Source organism: Eubacterium callanderi, from assembly GCF_900142645.1.
Classification (GTDB): domain Bacteria; phylum Bacillota; class Clostridia; order Eubacteriales; family Eubacteriaceae; genus Eubacterium; species Eubacterium callanderi.
The window spans coordinates 302,210-320,587 of record NZ_FRBP01000006.1; the positions used below are offsets into that span (position 1 = coordinate 302,210).

Genomic DNA, 18,378 nt, shown 5'->3' on the forward strand with positions numbered 1-18,378 from the left:
GCGATGCGATTTTGATGAAAATCAAACCGGCTCTGCCGGTTTGGCCCTTTAATTCTCAATTCTCAATTCTTCATTCTCCATTGTTGAAATCGCTATGCGATTTCAACCATCTCTTCCGCGGTCACCTTTACCTGCTTCTCTCTGATGGGCTCCTGCATGCCAGTGATAGCTTTGGCGGTGCCCACGAAGGCTTCGTCGGTGACGGCGGGGTCGACGTCGCCGTAGGTCTTTGAGGACTTGACGATCTTCCCTTCTTTCTCGCCATGGTTGACGGTCACCTTCATCCCTACGGATTCAACGCTTTTTTCGATTGCCATTTTTCTTACCTCCTGAATTGTTTTTTGTGTCTGGCGTTTTGCCTTACACTTATACAATCCGTTTTTGGGGTACAAAAAGGACATGGTGGTTTGAAAAAAATAAAATTTAAGTTTTTATTAAGCTTTAGAGGAATTCTCTGAGTTTTCTAAAAGCGCTCCGGCAGGCCCGGGTCATCATGGATGGATTCACACCTTCTTCCTTTGCCAGCTCTGTCAGATCCCCTTTCTGCTGGTAAAAATACTGAAAAGCTGACTTCTGGCGGGGCGGCAGCTTCTCGTAGATCTGGACCAGCCGCTGGTTTTTCTCTTTTCGCAGATATGCCTCTGCCACATCAGTTTTCTCATCTATAATCAACTCGATCAGCGCTATGGCTCCGCCTTCTCCTTCTATCTGCCGGTCCAGGGATTCCTCTGGCTTGACGGATCTTTCAAACCGCCCCTCCCGCCGCTTTTTAAAGTAGTTGGTGAGCCGTGACCGGATGAACACCTGAAAGTAAACCCGGGCGTCCAGTTCAAAATCACGGAGGGCTTCCAGGAAAACGCAGACAGCGTCCTGGTAAGCGTCCTCATATTCCTTTTGATCATACACATACTTTTGTATGGTCGTTAAAATCAGCGGCTGGAAGGCAAAGATCAGCTTTTCCTTTGCCTGTTGATCGCCTGCCTTCGCTTTTTTTACCAGCCGCTCTAAGCCGGTGTAGTCTTCTGAATCATCGTTTTGTTTCAAACTTACCTCCTTTAGTCATCCTCCCGGATGCTTTTAAGCTCCAGCACAATGCCTGGGTAACGGCTCTCCACTGAATCTGAGAAGTCGTTGAACAGATCCTCGGCCTCCTCATCGCTTCTTGCGAAAAAGCCCATGTCCAGAAAACATTCTGCCTTGACCCGGTAAGCTCGTCTCCGTCCGATGATCACCGGGCCGGTTCCATAAAAATTCTGCGCGTGCATGGCGCACCTCCTGTATGTATATATATAATATATAAAAATAATAATGTTATTGTTATTTATGTCGACACGGGTGTCGGTGATTTAGCGTCCACTTTTTGTTTTTGCCAAAATTTGCCGACACCCGTGTCGGTTATGCCTGTGGATAACTTTTTCCGGCATCCTTCCCCGGTTCCAGGGAAAAGGACTCTGGATTACCCACGTAATCGTAAACCATGGTCACCTTTTCGGATAACACATGCCTGATCTCCCGGGGCTCCACATTGGGGCGCAGAGGGATCATCGTGTAAATCCCTGCGCCTTGGGCACTGCCCTTTTGATAGATGATCCGCCCCTTAGCTTCAAGCTCCTGCCGGTAGCGCATCATCTGCCGCTCCGAACAGTGCATCACATCAATGATCCGCTTGTTGCCGATAATGAATTCCACCCGCCAGAGCCATTCGCCCGAGGTAGTGAGCAGCGCACACCAGCTGTTAAACACCATGAGCACCACCCATAAGAAGAAAGCGCCCGGGCTCAGCTCGTGATCTTCCAGCCACTCAAACAGATAGCGGATCTCCTTGAAAAAGCTCAAGCCCCATACTCCACAATAAAACGGATATCCTCAAACAGCGCTTCCTTATGCTTAAGGCGGCTGATCTCTTTGTCAAGATGGGCAAGATTGCGGTGAAGCGCCCCGTTTGTAGACGCTTGCTTCTCAAGGGCTTCTGTCAGAATTGATATAGTTTTATCCTTTGCGTAATCAACGCTGCCCAGAGCTTCCAGATACACAAGGGGCGGATAATAGTCCATGATAATCGAACAAAAACGCCTTGCCTCATCCCTGAAGCTGGCTACACCCATGAGCTGAAGCTCATTGCCGCTGACCAGATAGGCCCAATGCCGCTTTCCGTCCGAGCACCGAACCCGTTCCATTCTCAGGCCGCCGGGGAGTGCAATCTTCTCCAGAAAATCCCGATGACAGCGAAGTTCCAGATAATCACAAAGGTCTGTTGCCACATACCAGTGGGCCCTCACCTCAAAGATATCATAGTCCCCCTTCATCCCATTAATCAGTTTTTTGAGATGGATGATCTGATCCATCAAAGCACCCGACTCGTTGTCATGGGCGGTCATCAGGCGCTTTTTAAGCTTTGATATCTCATGGTGTAAAACAGAGACGTGCAGCTCGCGCTTTTCCTGGATCAGAATACAGCGTACATCTGCATATTCGGATGATTTCAGGGTTTTTTCTTCCAAAATTATGGTCTCTTCATCAATTTTTCGGTTTAATATTTTGTTCATTGTAAACTCTCCTTTTAAGCTTTTAATCCACTTTTAAAACAACCGGAATCGATACATTACAGTGCACCTCAATGCCCGCTTTCTCCGGCTCCAGGCTAAGCAGCCAGCTGCGCAGCGTTTCCCACTCTCTAAAAAGCTGATGGTCTTTTTTGGTTTTTCTCACGGTTCTGCGTTTGGCCTCAAGCATTTTTCTCAGCTCCGTTTCATCCACAAAGTTTTTGTACTGAACCCGCTCTGCATTTCCCGGGTGCGGGATGGGTAAAACCTGCACACCCAGCCTCTTAAAATGCCGGCTGGTATAGCGTCTCGTTTTTTTAAACCCCAATACCCGTTCCACATCAGTAGTAGAATAAAATACTTTTCCCTCTCCTACACACAGAGTATCCACCTTACCATAGGCGCTGTGCTCCAGCTTATGGTAGCTCTGGAGGATTCGTTTTACTTTTTCCGAAAGTTTGGCGACAAAATGCTCCCGCTGGGAACTCTCAATATTTTGACCGCATGGAACCGCCCCTTTTTCCGCTGTTTTTTTGGAAAAAGTGTTTTGTTTCTTTTGTACTGATTTCTTCATTCTCAGTACCTCCTCATTCAATTTTGGCCCTACGCTTTCCCGCGCTGACCTTGACTCTATTCTACAGCCTGATGGATGGTGTGAGAATATACTCGGAGTTGGACTTTCTCCTGGAAACCGGCTTTTTCCAGAGCGGATCGCCGTTGGTGTCGGAGCATTTCAAGCGCAGCAGGCTGTACCAGTTTTTTATACAGCCGGTTTTCTCTATAAATCTGGCGGCAAAGGCCTGAGCCCAGGCTGCCAGATGGCGCAGCCGGTTTCTTTTAGCATCCTTGCGGTCAGGCTTCTCGCCCTTTTTAGGGGCTGGGACCTCTACCTCTGGCCGCAGACCCATAGGCCCCTGAACAACGCGCTTCGCATAATTTACGTTCTTCTGGAAATCCCGTTTTCGGGCCTCAGCCTGCTCCTCCTCGAAGTAAACCACCAGCTCGCCAGCCTCCAGGAGCTCCAGAATATCCTCGGTCAAAAGCTTCTCATAAACCTCGGAATCGTAACGGCAGTGCTTGATCATCTCAAGGGTGAGCACCCGGTGGCAGTACTGGAGCTTCTTAAAATAATCGAACGCACACCGCTTTTTACAGTCGGGACAAAAAAGAACCGGTATGAGGAAGATGGTGATCTCCTCATACCGGTTGATTACAATGCGCACCGCAAAACCATTACGGTTCAGCTTTCTAAGACACTTGCGTGTTTTCTTCCTGGACCGTTTTTTAAATTTTTTGTTGTAGCTGGTCAATACTTTTTTACCGCTGGCGGTCCGTTTTAGACGGGGCTTCCGCTTTCTTTTGCGCTTTGGCGGTTTTGATTCTTTTCGCTCTTTCTCGGGCTCGTGTTCCATGTCCTTTAAAACTTCTTTGTCCACCCAGATATCGTTCTGGCAGTGCAGCTCCAGCCCTTCTTTGAGGTTTAACTCCTTTAGGCACGGAACCCTGCCGGTCCGGCTGATAATCGTTTCCACAAGCGCCTGCGCAGCCTGGGTGGGGGCTTTGAGAAGGGCCTGATCCGGCATGTCTTCTGGGATGATGAGGGTGGTTAGGGTGTAGTGGGATTCGGGCAGGTGGATGGTCATGATGGGAGCTCCTTTTTATTTTTGAATTTGGCGGGCAGTGGGCGGATTGGGTTTCATAAAAAGAAAAACCGACAAGCGAAACGCATATTGCTATGCTTTCGCTTGCCGGTTGATTGGGTATGTGTCCCGGAAACCATTGATTTAATTGCAAAAAATTATTTTGCTGACAACTTTGCATTTAATATATTTTTAACATGTCGGAGCAACTCACTTATTCCAAGATATATCATCTCCCATAAATTCATATGGAGTTCTTTTAATACAATCATCGGCCAGTGCCAGTTATTATAACATAACTGCACTACCGCTTGTACTGCCATAAGGGCATAAATTCCCCAATCGGTAAAAATAGCCACAAATAATTGTCCGACTAGAATAAAAAATGCAGATACGATTGATGATTTTACATAAGGCACTTCATTTGAAAAAGTTATATAGCTGGCAAAAAGTCCATGCGTTCCCTCTAAAAACAAATAACTCCCCATGAATAGTACCATAAACAAAGGTAACGGGGTATTGGATCGAATCAAATGCACCAACGGAATACCAATGGTCGCTAAAACAGTGATTACTAAAATAAAAACGCCCCAGTAAATAACCATTGCCAAAGACAATTCTTTTTTACTTTTTTCAATATTACCACTTACCTTAGTATTAATCATTTTTGGTTGATTAGCATCGAAAAAGATTTGTGATACACCGCGAACGACTGTTATTAGCTGCAGACAAATCCCATAAGAGGCCGTTGCTTCAAGACCAATGAATGCAGAACAAATCATTGTATTTCCTTGTGTAATAACAAATGCTCCTAAACTTACCAGACCCGTTTTTTTAGCGTTATACCAAATTTTCAGCAGCAGACTTCTAAGTTCATTCAACTGAATTTTAGCAACGTATTTTTTTCGTTGTTCGGCAATATTTTCATAATGGAACAAGAATCTCTTTGCTATAAAACGCATTATAAACTCACTCAATAGATAAGCGACCGCTAAGGCTATAATCCCATAACCAGAATACAAGCCAAATAAAGAAATGACAATCTGGACTATTTTTGAGATAATCACAGCTATCTGAGACTGCTTGACCGCTCCAATACCCTTAAGTGAAGTCGTCCAGTAATTATAGAAAATGTTGAGGAAAACAGCCGCACTGAAAAACAACCAAGCCGTTGCATACACTCGAAAAGGAATCTCCCGCGCCACATAACCAATATAAGCACTTCCAACAGTTAACATACAGATCAAGGCAATCCCGGCAATGAGCATGCTCACATATTTACAGGCCTGTAAAACATTAAAAAACAAAGCATAGTTAGGCTCATTTCCTTGCAGATCAGAAGCCCCCTCTTTTTTTATTTCTTTAGCGCCGCACCAGGCATAAGTGACGTTTCGAACCAATGTGGGAGAAAATCCAAAATCCAATAGGTTGACAAGTGTTCCAACGCTTAAAAAAGTGTACCAGAGCCCCAGCTCATTGCCTTCAACCGCTCTTAATATAAAGGGCATTAAAATAATATTTGTACACAAATTAAAGAAATAGCCCAGATAACTCCAGATTACATCTTTTTTTCCTATATTAACAGCCATCCAACACCGCCCATTCTAATTATCAAGGTTTCTTTTTTCTTTAAAGTGACTGAAAGTTTGCAGCCTACGATCTTTTTCAGAAACGATTATTTCATCGACTTGATTAGTTGGCCAATCGATTTTTAATTCCGGATCGTTCCATACAATACCCGTATCCGTTTCTTTTGAAAAAGCTCCTTCACATTTATATGATACTAATGCGTTATCTGACAAAACCAAAAAGCCATGGGCGAAACCTTTTGGTATGAAAAAAGCTTTATGATTATCAACGGACAGTATCTCAGCATGCCATTTTCCAAAGGTTTTAGACGTTTTTCTTAAGTCCACTGCGACATCATAGATCGTCCCTGTCAGAGCACGTACCAGTTTGGCCTGGGGCTTTTCTGTCTGAAAGTGTAAACCGCGAAGGACGCCTTTAATGGAGTAAGACTCAAAATCTTCAAAGATTTCTGTCTTGATCCCGTTTTGCCAAAAGATTTCTTTTTCAAAGGATTTGAGGAAAAAACCTCTTTCATCTTCCATATAAAAAGGATGTATGATCATTAAATCTCGAATTGGTGTTGTTTCAAATGAAAACTGCTGCATCTTATTCCCTTTCGCGTAACCATTTTATGGTTTTTTGAATGCCCTCCTGAAAGCTTACCTTGGGTTCAAAATCAAATTCATCATATAACGCCTGTGTGTTAAATTCTTTATAGGTAAGCATTGGGCCATTAAACGGAATCTCTCCAAAACCCAATTCTAAACTTGGATCAATACAGTCGCGCATTTGTATGATAAATTGTTTTAATGGCTTTTGCTCCCGGTTTCCAATGTAATAATTTTTATAAGCTTGCCCTTTTTCGCCGATGAGGATCATGGCGTTGACCGCATCGGTAATATAGATAAAGTCGTAAAGCTGTACCCCCTCTGTAAAACGGGTTTTCTCACCGCGAAGCATTCTTGACAGGGTCGTATTAATTAATCGGGCGGATACTTCACCGGGGCCATAGATGTTGGAAATGATCATGGCTTCAAAATCTAATCCGATGTTATAGGCCAGGGTTTTTGCCATATAGTGTGCCGCGACTTTACCGGTACTGTAAATGTTCCCTAACCCTGGTCTGGATAAATCTTTGGGAATGTACTGTTCACACTCATACTCCATAATACTTCCGGCAAAAATAAATTTACCAATCCCCATCGCTTTCGCCAGGCGAACGGCATCACAAGCCGCTTTAGCATTTTTGAGCTGCAATTCATAGTTTGCCCGCGCGTCCCCAGATGTGCCCGCCCAGGCCAAATGATAAAATGCATCAATTTGATCTTCGACACGGATTTTTTCTTTTAAAGTGTCGAGTGAAAAAAGGTCACAATAAACAATTTCGACATTTTCTAATGTCTGAATGGTATCAATGTTCTCATTTTCATCTTTAACGACTGCAAAAACATGGACGTGCTTTTCGTCAAGCGCCCTTACTAAATGGCTGCCTACAAAACCATTTGCGCCTGTTACAATCACATTTTTCATAATATTTCCTTTACTTGAGCACTTTTCTGATCGTTTCAGCCATTCGATCAATCATCGCATCATTCATCCCCGGGTAAACGCCTACCCAAAAGGTATCTTTCATAATCCGATCGGTATTGGTAAGCTCTCCAACAACGCGATACCCTTCTCCCATTCTTCGCATTTCATCAAAGCAGGGATGCTTAATGAGATTTCCAGCAAACAGCATCCGGGTTTGGATTCCCTGATCTTCGATGGCTTGAACCACCCGATTGCGGTCAATGCCTTCTTTGCAGGTGATCAGAAAACCAAACCAGCTTGGTTTTGAGTTTGGTGCGGGTTCTGGCAGGATGATTTTATCGTCTAAGCCCTGAAGGCCTGCCTTTAACCGGTCAAAGTTATGGCGCCGTTTTTCGACAAAGGATGGGAATTTTTTTAGCTGCGCCACGCCGACAGCGGCCTGCAGGTCGGTTGCTTTCAGGTTATAACCAAAATGAGAATAAACGTACTTATGGTCATAGCCCAGGGGAAGCTCACCGTACTGCCTGTCAAAACGGTGTCCGCAAAGATTGTCTTTTCCGGATGGGCAGGAGCAGTCTCTCCCCCAATCTCTAAAGGATTTGATGATCTTATTCAGTAAGGGGTCATTGGTGTAAACCGCGCCGCCTTCGCCCATGGTCATATGGTGCGGCGGATAAAAGCTGGAGGTACCGATATCGCCAATGGTTCCGGTGAATTTTTCTTCACCGTTTAGGGTATACTTTGAGCCCAGTGCATCGCAGTTATCCTCGATGAGCCACAGGTTGTGCTGATCACAGAAAGCTTTGACGGCCTGCAGGTCAAAGGGATTGCCGAGGGTGTGGGCGGCCATGACGGCTTTTGTTTTGTCCGAAAGGGCGGCTTCCAGCTGATGGACGTCCAGATTGTACTGGGGTATGGTCACATCCACAAAAACGGGGATGGCGCCATACTGTATCACCGGGGTAACCGTGGTGGGGAAACCGGCTGCCACGGTGATCACCTCATCACCTGGTTTAATGGCCCGTTCTTTTAATAATGGCGATGTCAGGGCCATAAAGGCCACCAGATTGGCGGAGGAGCCGGAGTTGACCAGGCTGCAGTAGCGCACGCCTAAATATTTGGCGAAATCCCGTTCAAACTGATCGTTATAGCGCCCGGCGGTCAGCCAGAATTCCAGGGCGCTGTCCACCAGGTTGACCATCTCTTCGTGATCGTAAACACGGCTGGCGTAGGGAATGCGGTCGCCTTTCTGGTAGTCTTTGGTGTTGTGGTATGTGTCACAGTATTCGGCCACTTGCTCTAAAATCAGCTTTCGGGCTTCTTGTTCTGTTTTATTTTCAAACATGCTGGTCCTCCTGCTCGGTCTTGATAAAATCGATAATCTGTCTTTTCATAATTTCTGCCATATTCTTCTCATCTTTATACGCTATTGTCCACTCCACGGTTTTAGAGACGGCCTGGGCCACGTTCCAGCGGGGCCGCCAGCCCAGACGGCTCTTGATCTTTGAGCAGTCGAGCTTTAAAAAATTGGCCTCATGGGGGCCGTCCACCTGCTGATTTTCCCAGCTCTGGCTTTCTCCGGTCTGCTGCTGCCATTGCCTGCAAAAAAGATCGACCAGCTCACCGGTGGTGATGCAGTCTGTCTCATCAGGCCCCACGTTATAATAATCTGCCAGCGCTGAATCTTCGTACTGTTTTTGGGCGATCAGCAGATAGGCAAAAAGAGGCTCGAGCACGTGCTGATAAGGCCGGGTGGAGTTAGGATTTCGGACAAGGATGGTTTCACCCTTCAAGGCGGAGCACACGCAGTCCGGGACAATCCGGTCATTGGCAAAGTCACCGCCTCCGATGACATTGCCCGCCCGGGCTGTGGAGACAGCGGTGCCGCCGCTCTCTGTCTTAAGGGCTTGATCTGCACCATTAAAAAAGGACTTTTTATAGCTGTGGGTCACCAGCTCCGAACAGGATTTGCTGTTGGAGTAGGGGTCGTACCCGTCAAGGGGCTCGTTCTCCCGGTAGCCCCAGGGCCATTCTTTGTTTTCATAGACTTTGTCGGTGGTGACGTTCAGAAAAGAGCGCACACTGGGGCAGCAGCGCACGGCCTCTAAAATGTTGACGGTGCCCATGACATTGGTCTCATAGGTGTATACCGGGTCCTTGTAGGAATCTCTTACAATGGGCTGGGCGGCCATGTGGATGACGATCTCGGGCTGGAAGGCTGTCATGGCTTTTTTGAGTTTCTCCAGATTCCGGACATCGCCGATGACGGTCTGGATATGCGGGTCCTGATCTAAACCGGATAGACTAAAGAGATCGGGCTTGGTCTGGGGTGCCAGGCTGTAGCCCATGACTTCTGCACCGGCAAGCTTTAGAATATGGCAGAGCCAGGAGCCCTTAAAACCGGTGTGGCCGGTGACAAAAACTTTTTTGTTTTTATAAAAATTCAAATCTACCATTTCACCCATGGGGCTTCTCCTTTGACCACCAGTTCTTCCAGCATGTTCTTTTCCCGAAGGGTGTCCATACATTGCCAGAAGCCGTCGTGTTTGTAGGCGGATAGCTCGCCGCGCCTCGCGCATTCCTCTAAGGGATACTGTTCAAAGACCGTGTTGTCCCCTTCTATCAGATCAAAGATTTCAGGCTCCAGCACCATAAAGCCACCGTTGATCCAACCACCGTCCTCCTTGCGCTTTTCCTGAAAATTGGAGATGCTGCCATTCGCTTCAATGTCTAAAACACCGAAACGGCCCCCGGGCTGCACGGCAGTAATGGTCGCGATTTTGCCCTGCACCCGGTGGTAGTTTTCGAGTGCTTTAATATCGACGTCACAGACACCGTCTCCGTAGGTGAGCATAAAGGGCTCATCGCCAATATATTTCTGGACCCGCTTCACCCGGCCGCCGGTCATGGTGTTCAGGCCTGTGTCCACCACGGTGACTTTCCAGGGCTCGGCCACGTTGTTGTGGATGGTCATGGCGTTGTCGTTGGCAAAGTCGAAGGTGATGTCACTGCGGTGCATGTAGTAATCCGCAAAGTATTCTTTGATGGCATGGGCCTTGTAACCACAGCAGATGATGAACTCATCATAGCCGTAGTAGGCATAGGATTTCATGATATGCCATAAGATCGGCTGATCGCCGATCTCGATCATGGGCTTTGGTCTGAGGTGGGATTCTTCGGAGATTCGGGTTCCGAAACCACCGGCTAAAATAATAATTTTCATAAGCAGTTCCTTTTAACAATTTAATATATTTTGATATACGAAATCTTTTCAATTCAATGTCTTTAATTCATCTGACACTTATGTTTTTAATTTCGGACTATTCCTTTTTTATGTAATACCATGAATTTTTATCGAATCTTCCAATTTTTTCTTTTATAAAATTTGAAATTAGTCTTAATCTATAAAAAATCGGAAAAGGAAGTCTTTTATATAACTGATAGTTTTTTACTGAATTTTTCGGTGCATATCCTTCTATATAGCAATTTGCCCAAGGTGTTTTGTCTAAATAAAAAATATAACGATTTTTTAATGGATGAGTGCAATTTTTACACCATGGTCGATTGTAAATACCATCTACATAATGAATAAATACAGGATGATTCTTTGCTTCATCAATTTCATTTTGGGAATAATAATAATCTAAATCAGAGACTTTTTTTATTTCATTTGCATTAAAAGCAAAAATACAATTCAAGCAATTATACTTAGGGTGCAATAAAAATATTTTATTTTTACAGGCACTATTAATAACTCCTTGATCCCAAAATGGGACATCTCCTTTATATTTTTTAATAATATTTATGAATTTACTTTCAATATTTTGTTCTCTCCATTCCTGTAAATTTATTAACAAAAAACCGCAATTAATATAATTATCACTTTTCTTCTGTCCAATAATATATTTATTTCTAGGCGCGACATCTTCTAAAACGCCAGCCACTAAATTATCTTTTAAGTCTATTTGCCAAAGTTCTTTAAATGAATCTTCAACAATCGAATCAGAATCAAGATATATAATTTTATCTTCATCTATAACACTGCTAAAAAACAATTTTGCGTAAGTTGCATATGAATGTCCAAAACTTTTTATCGTTTTCCAATTTTTAAACAAATCATTGATTGGTATAAATTTTAAGTTTCGATTATATTTTTTTGCTAAGTGAATAAACATTTTTTTAGATTCTTCTGTTAATCCGGCATCAATAAAATAGACAAATATACTTGAAAATTCTTTGTTATTTTCAAAAAGAGATAACATTGATACATAAGAAAATCTTACATATTCATTACTACTTGCATAGGAAACGTTTAGTTTCATTGTCTATTAGCCCCCCTTTCCAATTTATTTTTTAAAAACAAAAAAACTTTAAATGGTAATACCTTATATAAAAAAACCATTAGTTTATTTTTTAATGGTAGCTTTTCATTCCCTAAAGCATTTTTCCATGGGGATCTTTCTAAGTAATATAAATAGATATTTTTAGCAGGGTGAGTACACTCTTTATTCCAAGGTCGGTTATACAGATGTCCAAGAAAGTGTATGAAAACAGGATTTTTTAAAGCATTATCTATTTCTTGTTGTGTATAAAAAGATTCGCATTGATGGATTTTTTTCATTTCCTCACTCTTAAAAAAATAAAATTCAGGTACTAAATTATATTTAATGGATAAGTGTTTGATTTTATTTTCACATAATATATTAATAAGAAATTCATCTGATAGCTCTTTTTTAGAATTTTTTTTTAAATAATCAACAATTTTTTCTTCTAAATAATCATCCCTCCATTTTTTTAAATTAATTAATATAAATCCCGGATTTAAATACTCATCAATACTATCAAAATAAGTTTTGTATTTAGGAACTGTTGGAAGAAAAACACCTGCACAATAATAATCTTCAATGTCTGTCTCCCATACATTTAATAAAGAGTCCATTATTACTGAATCGGAGTCTAAATAAAGAACTTTATCGATGGTATTATCTAAATAAGAACCTAAAAAAAGTTTACAATTTAACACATTTGAACCGTTCCAACATTTTATTTTTGCCGATTCCCTAAGAATGTCATCAGAATTTATAAACAATAAATTTCTTCTGTATTTTTTGACTAAATATTTTATTTTTTCTTTAGTATTTTCTGTCATATTATCAGTAATAAAATAAATATTAATTTCGTCGAATATTTTATTTTTTTCTAGTAAAGAAAAGATTGAAACGTAAGCATGTTGAGCATACGTTTCGCTAGCACTATAAATTACATTTAATTTCATTTTCTCCTCTTATTTTATTAATTATAAATGGATAAAAATACATACCACTAACCCCAAAAATCGTGTCTCCAGCAAAGGCTATAAATAGCATCAATAATAAGATTACTTTTTGTTCTGAATCTGAATTGACTACAATATAAAGATATATTAATGAATAAATTAAGACGCCTATTATTCCAAAATATAAAAAAATCCTTGGTATCCCTGGAATATAATAAATAGTATTTATCATAGCATTGCCAAAAATTATTTGCGATACAGTTAAATCTTTTAAAGAAAATACTTTATCATAATTTTCAAATCGCCCTAATACTCCATATCCCCATTCATTGTTCATGCTATATGTTTTATTAATGAAGTATTCAAACGCACTTGATTTGAAAAATATAACTATGCAAATTACTCCTAATACTAATAAAACCATCATTTTTTTTAATTCTTTTTTCGAATGATTTTTTTTGATTCTTATCATAAGGTATACACACCATAAAAAAAATGCGCATACTATTCCTGTTGAAGATTTACTTACTACAAGCCCAATTGTGACTATAATCTCACACCAGTAATTTCTTATACTCTTATGCTCTTTTTTACTAAGAAGCAATTCAACCGCAAGAAAAAGGCTCGTATAAGTTGCATATTCTGCAGGCTCATTAAAGATAGATCTTGGACGAATTACCATGTTACTTCCCATCACAGTCTCATTAAAAAGCTCTAATTCATCTCTCATTACAGGAACTCCCGGAAGTGTGCCTGGTATATAAATATGAAATATAGTTACGCCCATTATTTGAATAAAAAGAAAAAAAGTAGCTACAATTGATACGACTTTAAGTACTTTGTATCCAATATCAATATCATAAAATGATTTAACAAAAAAACTTAAAGTAAATAAATAAAACAAATTATGGATAAACTTTATTGATGTTTCACTAAATAGTTTTGCATCAATAAAAGCTAATAATAAATAATAGACCAACAAATATAAAAATAAAATTACCAAGGGAAAGTAGACAATATCTTTTACTTTCCTTTTTTCTGAAATGATTTTATAAAACAAAAACGGATACAGTAATAATAATATCAAATCTCCATAAGCAATCCCTTTGATAGGAGTCTCATATGTCATCAAAATAGGAAAAATAGTTAAACATAGCGTAAATATATTTCGTATTTTCATTTTATATTAACTCTTTCATAAAATAACCCGATCCATTTTGCATTTTTTTTTGCGTCATACATATATGTTTTAATTTTTTCTGTTCTACTATTTGTTTTTTTGTTTCTTAAAATATTATCTGCCCAAATAAAAGCATTATCTTTTAAAGAAATATAATCAACTAAATTTGTGATCCTCGTCTCATATGGCACACCTTCACTACTTGCATAACATAATAATCCAGACATTTGTGCTTCAATCAAAGCAATCCCAAACCCTTCAAAATGCGATGGAAACACAAACACATCCATCGCCTGCATTAAATCTGGTACGTCATCCCTTACGCCCGTAAAAATCACTGAATCTTGAAGTTTATATTCCGCTACTTTTTGTTCGATTTTTTCTTTTAATTCTCCATCCCCGACAAGCAATAAAACACTATTAGGTTTTTCTTGATGTATTTCATTAAAAATATCAACCAGAAATTCATGGTTTTTAGGGTACGTAAAATTTCCAACATGGCCGACGACAAGTTGACTATCTTTAATGCCAAATTCTTCTCTCGCTCTTTGTCGTGTTATAGGATTAAACTGATACTTTTCGACCTCTATACCATTTTTAATGACAAAAAAGTTTTCTTTCTGGGGCGCCTTTTTACCATAGAGCCACTCCCCTGCTTTCTTTGAACAAGCAAATAAATAGTCTGCTTCATAGCGTATTGGGAATTGCATAATATTTTTAACAACAGCCGCAATGCCTTTTCCTGATGAAGTACTATGACTATGAGCAATGGTCACCAAGCCAAATTGATTCGCGATTTTTAAGTATATCGCAGCTGTACTTCTTACATGACCATGAATAATATGATACTCTGGATGGTTCTTAAAAAAAGTTTTCCATTCGTTTTTGTACTGAAAATGATTCTTTCCTGTATATCTATGTATATGAAAAATTTTTCCACCTAATTTTTTTATTTCTTCATCATAATCACAATGGTCTTCTGTATGCACAATAAAATCAAATTGGACTTTAGAGCGGTCGATGTGCCGGTAAACATTCATAATCATTGTTTCCGCGCCGCCGCGATCCATTCTTGCAAAAACCTGAAGGACACGAATTGGTGAGTCGTTTTTCATCTTCTTTTCCTCAGCTTTTTTAATCCAAAATAGCCTTTTTTTAACAGACGATCATAAAAACTTAACTGCTTATTTGGATCAAACTCAAGTTGATCCATTGATGTGAACTTATTGCAGTTTTTTTTGATAAAGCTCTCCAGTCTTGAAAATGCCGACACGTTCATTGTGTTTGGGTGGTAGCAGAAAGTGATCACTTTGAATGGCAATTTCCGTACTTGGCCGGACTGTTGAGGGATAAAGTAAAACCCATTTTGGTAATAAATTTTATTTGCGATTGTATCGCTTATGATTCGTATATTTGTTTTATCTTTGAGTGCTTTTAAGGTGTTATCATCAAATGTGTGGGATGGTGCGAAAAAAACTTTTGTGTCTATTTTTTTCTTCTCAAATATTGTTAACGCCTTTTCAATTTTCACGCACTGTTCTTCATAACTCATTCCGGCAAATTCTGATTGCTGGTTTACAGGATTAATTCCGCCATCATTTGAACTATAAACATGATTGTATCCATGCATTGCGATCGCCCATCCCTTATCAATCCATCGGTATACCTTATTCCAAAATAGGGGATCCTGCTTATATCTGGTTATCAGGGAAGTATCTTCGTTGTTTGGTATGACTCCAACCATTGGCTTTATTTTATATTGATCAAGGATTCTTTCGATTTTTTTCCATTTTGCGGTATCCATATACTCGGATGCATCATCTAATCGTAATAAATACATATTATTCCTTTTATCAAACTTGTGTTTTTTCAAAAATCATCACGTATCTTTTACTGTCATTTTCTTCTGTTCTGTATGGCCCCAATTTTTTCATTAATTGATATTCTTCTGGTAATATCGCAACATAATCATGGTGATATTTATAACCGCCGCCCGTGACGCTATCGACAACGATATAATGTATTTCATTTTGCTTTATTAAGCTTGCGAAAATTTGTTTTAGGTCGTCGCTACTAATTTCATGGATAAAACTAACACTGATAAAGCAATCAATTTTTTGATTAATGATTTTATCAAAAGTGCCTGTTTCATATTTCACTTCGGACTTTTGGTCTAAATATTTCGCGCATTTAATGGCGCTTTCACTCAGATCATAGCCAACCCGTGTTTTAGCGTGAATTTTCCTCAGTATATCACCTAATCCGCAGCCGACTTCGTAAACCGATACGGGTTTAAGATGATTGACTTCTTTTACAATGTCTCTGGCGTATGGTCTCCACTCGATCGGCGAAAGGTGCCAATTATCAAAATGATACTCTGTTTGGAGCGTTTTATAGTATTGATGTCTTCTTAACCCACGAAATGTATCGAATACACCTATTCGTTTTATTTTGGCAATGATCTTACTCATTCTTTTCTCTCTCTTTTATCTTAAATTGCTTTCGTACCACGCAATCGTCAACTCAATCCCCCGCTCAAAGCTATACTCCGGCGCATATTTTAGAAATTTTCTCGCCTTGTCAATATCTGCATTGGAGTGTTTGATATCCCCTGCCCGTTCCGGGCCATAGACCGGCTCGATCTTTTTACCCAGCAATTCGCTGAGCTTCTGGTATAGCTCATTGAGGTTAACCTGCCCGCCGTAGGCGATGTTGAAGGCTTCTCCGGCGGCTTCCCTGGGAGCCTGCATGCCTTTCAAATTGGCTTCAATGACATTTTCAATATAAGTGAAGTCCCTGGACTGGGTGCCGTCTCCATTGATCTTTGGTGCGATGTTATAAAGCAGTGAACTCACAAACTTTGGGATGACGGCAGCGTAAGCGCCATCGGGGTCCTGTCTTCTGCCAAAGACGTTGAAGTAGCGAAAACCGATGGTTTCCAGGCCATAAAGCTCGGTGTAGAGCCTGGCGTATTCTTCATTGGTTCTTTTGGTCAGGGCGTAAGGAGAGAGCAGATTGCCTTCTCTGCCTTCTTTCTTGGGCAGGGTGGGCTCATCGCCGTACACGGATGAGGAGGAGGCGTAGACGAACTTTTTCACGTTGTTCTGTCTGGCGGCTTCGAGCATGTTGAGGGTGCCTTTGATATTGATTTCTTCGTAGACCAGGGGCATCTCGATGCTTCGGGGCACGCTTCCCCAGGCGGCCTGGTGGGAGACGTAGTCGATGTTCTTGCAGGCGTTCATGCAGGTGTCGAGGTCTCGAATGTCGCCTTTGATGAATTCGAAGTTTGAGTTTTCTAAAAAGGGCTGGATGTTTTCTGCTTTTCCGGTGGAGAGGTCGTCCAGGCATCGGACAAAGTGTCCGCGTTTTAGCAGGGCTTCGCAGAGGTTGGAGCCGATAAAGCCTGCGCCGCCGGTGATCAGAAATTTGGTCTCTTGGGGGAAGGTGATGTTTTCATATCCCATTTTTTATAACCTCCAGTAGGTATAGTTTTGCTTTTCACAGGTTTGTTTATCCAGGATGCCTTTCAGGTCCATGAGGATTTTGGCTTCTGGATTTTGATAGAGTTTGTCGAAGTCCTTGAGGGTTTTGTCTTTAAAGCTTTGGTGGGCAACGGCGATGACGATTAAGTCGATATCTTTCAGGTCTTTATAATCCGTAAATGTGACGCCGTATTCTCTTTTGGCTTCTTCGGCGTCGGCTTCGGGGTCGCAGAGGATGGGCTCAATGCCGTAGTCTCTGAGCTCTTTGACGATGTCGATGACTTTTGTGTTTCGGGTATCGGGGCAGTCTTCTTTGAAGGTAAAGCCCAAAATGGCGACTCTGGCGTTTTTGACGGAGATGTCTTTTCTCAACAGCTGCTTGACGATGTTTTCGGCCACATATTTGCCCATGTCGTCGTTGATGCGCCGTCCGGACAGAATGATCTGGGAGTGGTAGCCTAACTGTTCGGCTTTGTAGGTCAGGTAGTAGGGATCCACCCCGATGCAGTGACCGCCGACGAGGCCTGGGAAAAAGTTCAGGAAGTTCCACTTGGTGCCGGCAGCTTTTAGAACAGCCTGGGTGTCGATGCCCATCTTGTTGAAGATAATGGACAGCTCGTTCATAAAGGCGATGTTGATGTCCCGCTGGCTGTTTTCAATGACTTTGGCGGCTTCGGCGACTTTGATGCTCTCGGCCCGGTGGACGCCGGCGTCGACGACGAGCTCGTAAACTTTGGCAATGGTGTCTAGGGTTTCTGCGTCCATGCCAGAGACAATCTTGACAATGGTCTCGAGGCGGTGGACTTTGTCGCCGGGGTTAATGCGCTCTGGGGAATAGCCGACTTTGAAATCTTTACCGCATTTTAAGCCGGATGCTTTTTCTAAGATGGGGATGCAGACTTCTTCGGTAACGCCGGGATAAACAGTGCTTTCATAGACCACGATGGAACCTTTGGTCAGGTTTCTCCCCAGGGTGTGGCTGGCGCCTTCCACGGGGGTCAGATCTGGTGTTTTATCCTCGCTCACCGGGGTTGGAACGGCCACAATGTGAAACCTGGCTTCTCGAAGTTTTGTCTCGTCGTTTGTAAAATCCACGGTACAGCTTTTAATGGCTTCATCCCCTACCTCTTTGGTGGGGTCAATGCCTTTTTGATAAAGC

21 protein-coding genes are annotated in these 18,378 nt (G+C 41.8%); all 21 read right to left on the bottom strand.

What is annotated here, in order from left to right; all coding sequences use genetic code 11:
- Positions 1-92: 92 nt before the first annotated feature.
- Positions 93-317: a DUF1659 domain-containing protein gene (locus BUC22_RS10160; RefSeq protein WP_013380689.1), complete on the bottom strand. Its 225-nt coding sequence runs from the start codon at positions 315-317 to the stop codon at positions 93-95.
- A 124-nt stretch (positions 318-441) separates the two neighbouring features.
- The gene (locus tag BUC22_RS10165; protein WP_013380690.1) at positions 442-1,044 is read right to left on the bottom strand and encodes an RNA polymerase sigma factor; all 603 of its coding nucleotides are present in this window, start codon (positions 1,042-1,044) and stop codon (positions 442-444) included.
- An 11-nt stretch (positions 1,045-1,055) separates the two neighbouring features.
- On the bottom strand, positions 1,056-1,265 hold the full coding sequence (locus BUC22_RS10170; RefSeq protein ID WP_013380691.1) for a hypothetical protein: 210 nt from the start codon (positions 1,263-1,265) through the stop codon (positions 1,056-1,058).
- 130 nt (positions 1,266-1,395) lie between these two features.
- The gene (locus BUC22_RS10175; protein ID WP_013380692.1) at positions 1,396-1,836 is read right to left on the bottom strand and encodes a primosome; all 441 of its coding nucleotides are present in this window, start codon (positions 1,834-1,836) and stop codon (positions 1,396-1,398) included.
- Complete coding sequence (locus BUC22_RS10180; protein WP_073382833.1) at positions 1,833-2,546, bottom strand: hypothetical protein; 714 nt, start codon at positions 2,544-2,546, stop codon at positions 1,833-1,835. The genes BUC22_RS10175 and BUC22_RS10180 overlap by 4 nt, the downstream gene beginning before the upstream one ends.
- Before the next feature lie 22 nt (positions 2,547-2,568).
- Positions 2,569-3,117 carry a hypothetical protein gene (locus BUC22_RS10185; RefSeq protein ID WP_013380695.1) on the bottom strand — a complete coding sequence of 183 codons (549 nt, stop codon included), beginning with the start codon at positions 3,115-3,117 and terminating at the stop codon, positions 2,569-2,571.
- A gap of 61 nt (positions 3,118-3,178) precedes the next feature.
- On the bottom strand, positions 3,179-4,186 hold the full coding sequence (locus BUC22_RS10190) for a hypothetical protein (protein ID WP_013380696.1): 1,008 nt from the start codon (positions 4,184-4,186) through the stop codon (positions 3,179-3,181).
- A 155-nt stretch (positions 4,187-4,341) separates the two neighbouring features.
- A complete protein-coding gene (wzx, locus tag BUC22_RS10195; protein WP_013380697.1) occupies positions 4,342-5,772 on the bottom strand; it encodes an O-unit flippase-like protein in 1,431 nt (476 codons plus the stop codon).
- Positions 5,773-5,787: 15 nt separating this feature from the next.
- Positions 5,788-6,357, bottom strand: a complete 570-nt coding sequence (rfbC, locus tag BUC22_RS10200) for a dTDP-4-dehydrorhamnose 3,5-epimerase (RefSeq protein ID WP_013380698.1) — start codon at positions 6,355-6,357, stop codon at positions 5,788-5,790.
- Between the two features lies 1 nt (position 6,358).
- Positions 6,359-7,282: an NAD-dependent epimerase/dehydratase family protein gene (locus BUC22_RS10205; protein WP_013380699.1), complete on the bottom strand. Its 924-nt coding sequence runs from the start codon at positions 7,280-7,282 to the stop codon at positions 6,359-6,361.
- Between the two features lie 10 nt (positions 7,283-7,292).
- A complete protein-coding gene (gene rfbH / locus BUC22_RS10210; protein WP_013380700.1) occupies positions 7,293-8,627 on the bottom strand; it encodes a lipopolysaccharide biosynthesis protein RfbH in 1,335 nt (444 codons plus the stop codon).
- Entirely contained in the window at positions 8,620-9,747 is a 1,128-nt protein-coding gene (gene rfbG / locus BUC22_RS10215) for a CDP-glucose 4,6-dehydratase (protein WP_013380701.1), read from the bottom strand. Before rfbG ends, rfbH begins: the two co-directional genes overlap by 8 nt.
- Entirely contained in the window at positions 9,732-10,505 is a 774-nt protein-coding gene (rfbF, locus tag BUC22_RS10220) for a glucose-1-phosphate cytidylyltransferase (protein WP_013380702.1), read from the bottom strand. Before rfbF ends, rfbG begins: the two co-directional genes overlap by 16 nt.
- 97 nt (positions 10,506-10,602) lie before the next feature.
- Entirely contained in the window at positions 10,603-11,604 is a 1,002-nt protein-coding gene (locus BUC22_RS10225; RefSeq protein ID WP_013380703.1) for a glycosyltransferase family 8 protein, read from the bottom strand.
- A complete protein-coding gene (locus BUC22_RS10230) occupies positions 11,601-12,557 on the bottom strand; it encodes a glycosyltransferase family 8 protein (protein WP_013380704.1) in 957 nt (318 codons plus the stop codon). The genes BUC22_RS10225 and BUC22_RS10230 overlap by 4 nt, the downstream gene beginning before the upstream one ends.
- On the bottom strand, positions 12,535-13,737 hold the full coding sequence (locus BUC22_RS10235) for a hypothetical protein (RefSeq protein WP_013380705.1): 1,203 nt from the start codon (positions 13,735-13,737) through the stop codon (positions 12,535-12,537). Before BUC22_RS10235 ends, BUC22_RS10230 begins: the two co-directional genes overlap by 23 nt.
- Entirely contained in the window at positions 13,734-14,852 is a 1,119-nt protein-coding gene (locus tag BUC22_RS10240; RefSeq protein ID WP_070081233.1) for a glycosyltransferase family 1 protein, read from the bottom strand. Before BUC22_RS10240 ends, BUC22_RS10235 begins: the two co-directional genes overlap by 4 nt.
- Positions 14,849-15,577 (bottom strand): DUF2334 domain-containing protein, encoded by a 729-nt coding sequence (locus tag BUC22_RS10245; RefSeq protein ID WP_013380707.1) that lies wholly within the window; start codon positions 15,575-15,577, stop codon positions 14,849-14,851. The genes BUC22_RS10240 and BUC22_RS10245 overlap by 4 nt, the downstream gene beginning before the upstream one ends.
- 13 nt (positions 15,578-15,590) lie before the next feature.
- Positions 15,591-16,208 carry a class I SAM-dependent methyltransferase gene (locus tag BUC22_RS10250; protein WP_073382836.1) on the bottom strand — a complete coding sequence of 206 codons (618 nt, stop codon included), beginning with the start codon at positions 16,206-16,208 and terminating at the stop codon, positions 15,591-15,593.
- Positions 16,209-16,223: 15 nt separating this feature from the next.
- On the bottom strand, positions 16,224-17,201 hold the full coding sequence (locus tag BUC22_RS10255; RefSeq protein WP_073382838.1) for an SDR family oxidoreductase: 978 nt from the start codon (positions 17,199-17,201) through the stop codon (positions 16,224-16,226).
- Between the two features lie 3 nt (positions 17,202-17,204).
- A partial coding sequence (locus BUC22_RS10260; RefSeq protein WP_073382841.1) for a nucleotide sugar dehydrogenase occupies positions 17,205-18,378 on the bottom strand: 1,174 nt, incomplete at its 5' end.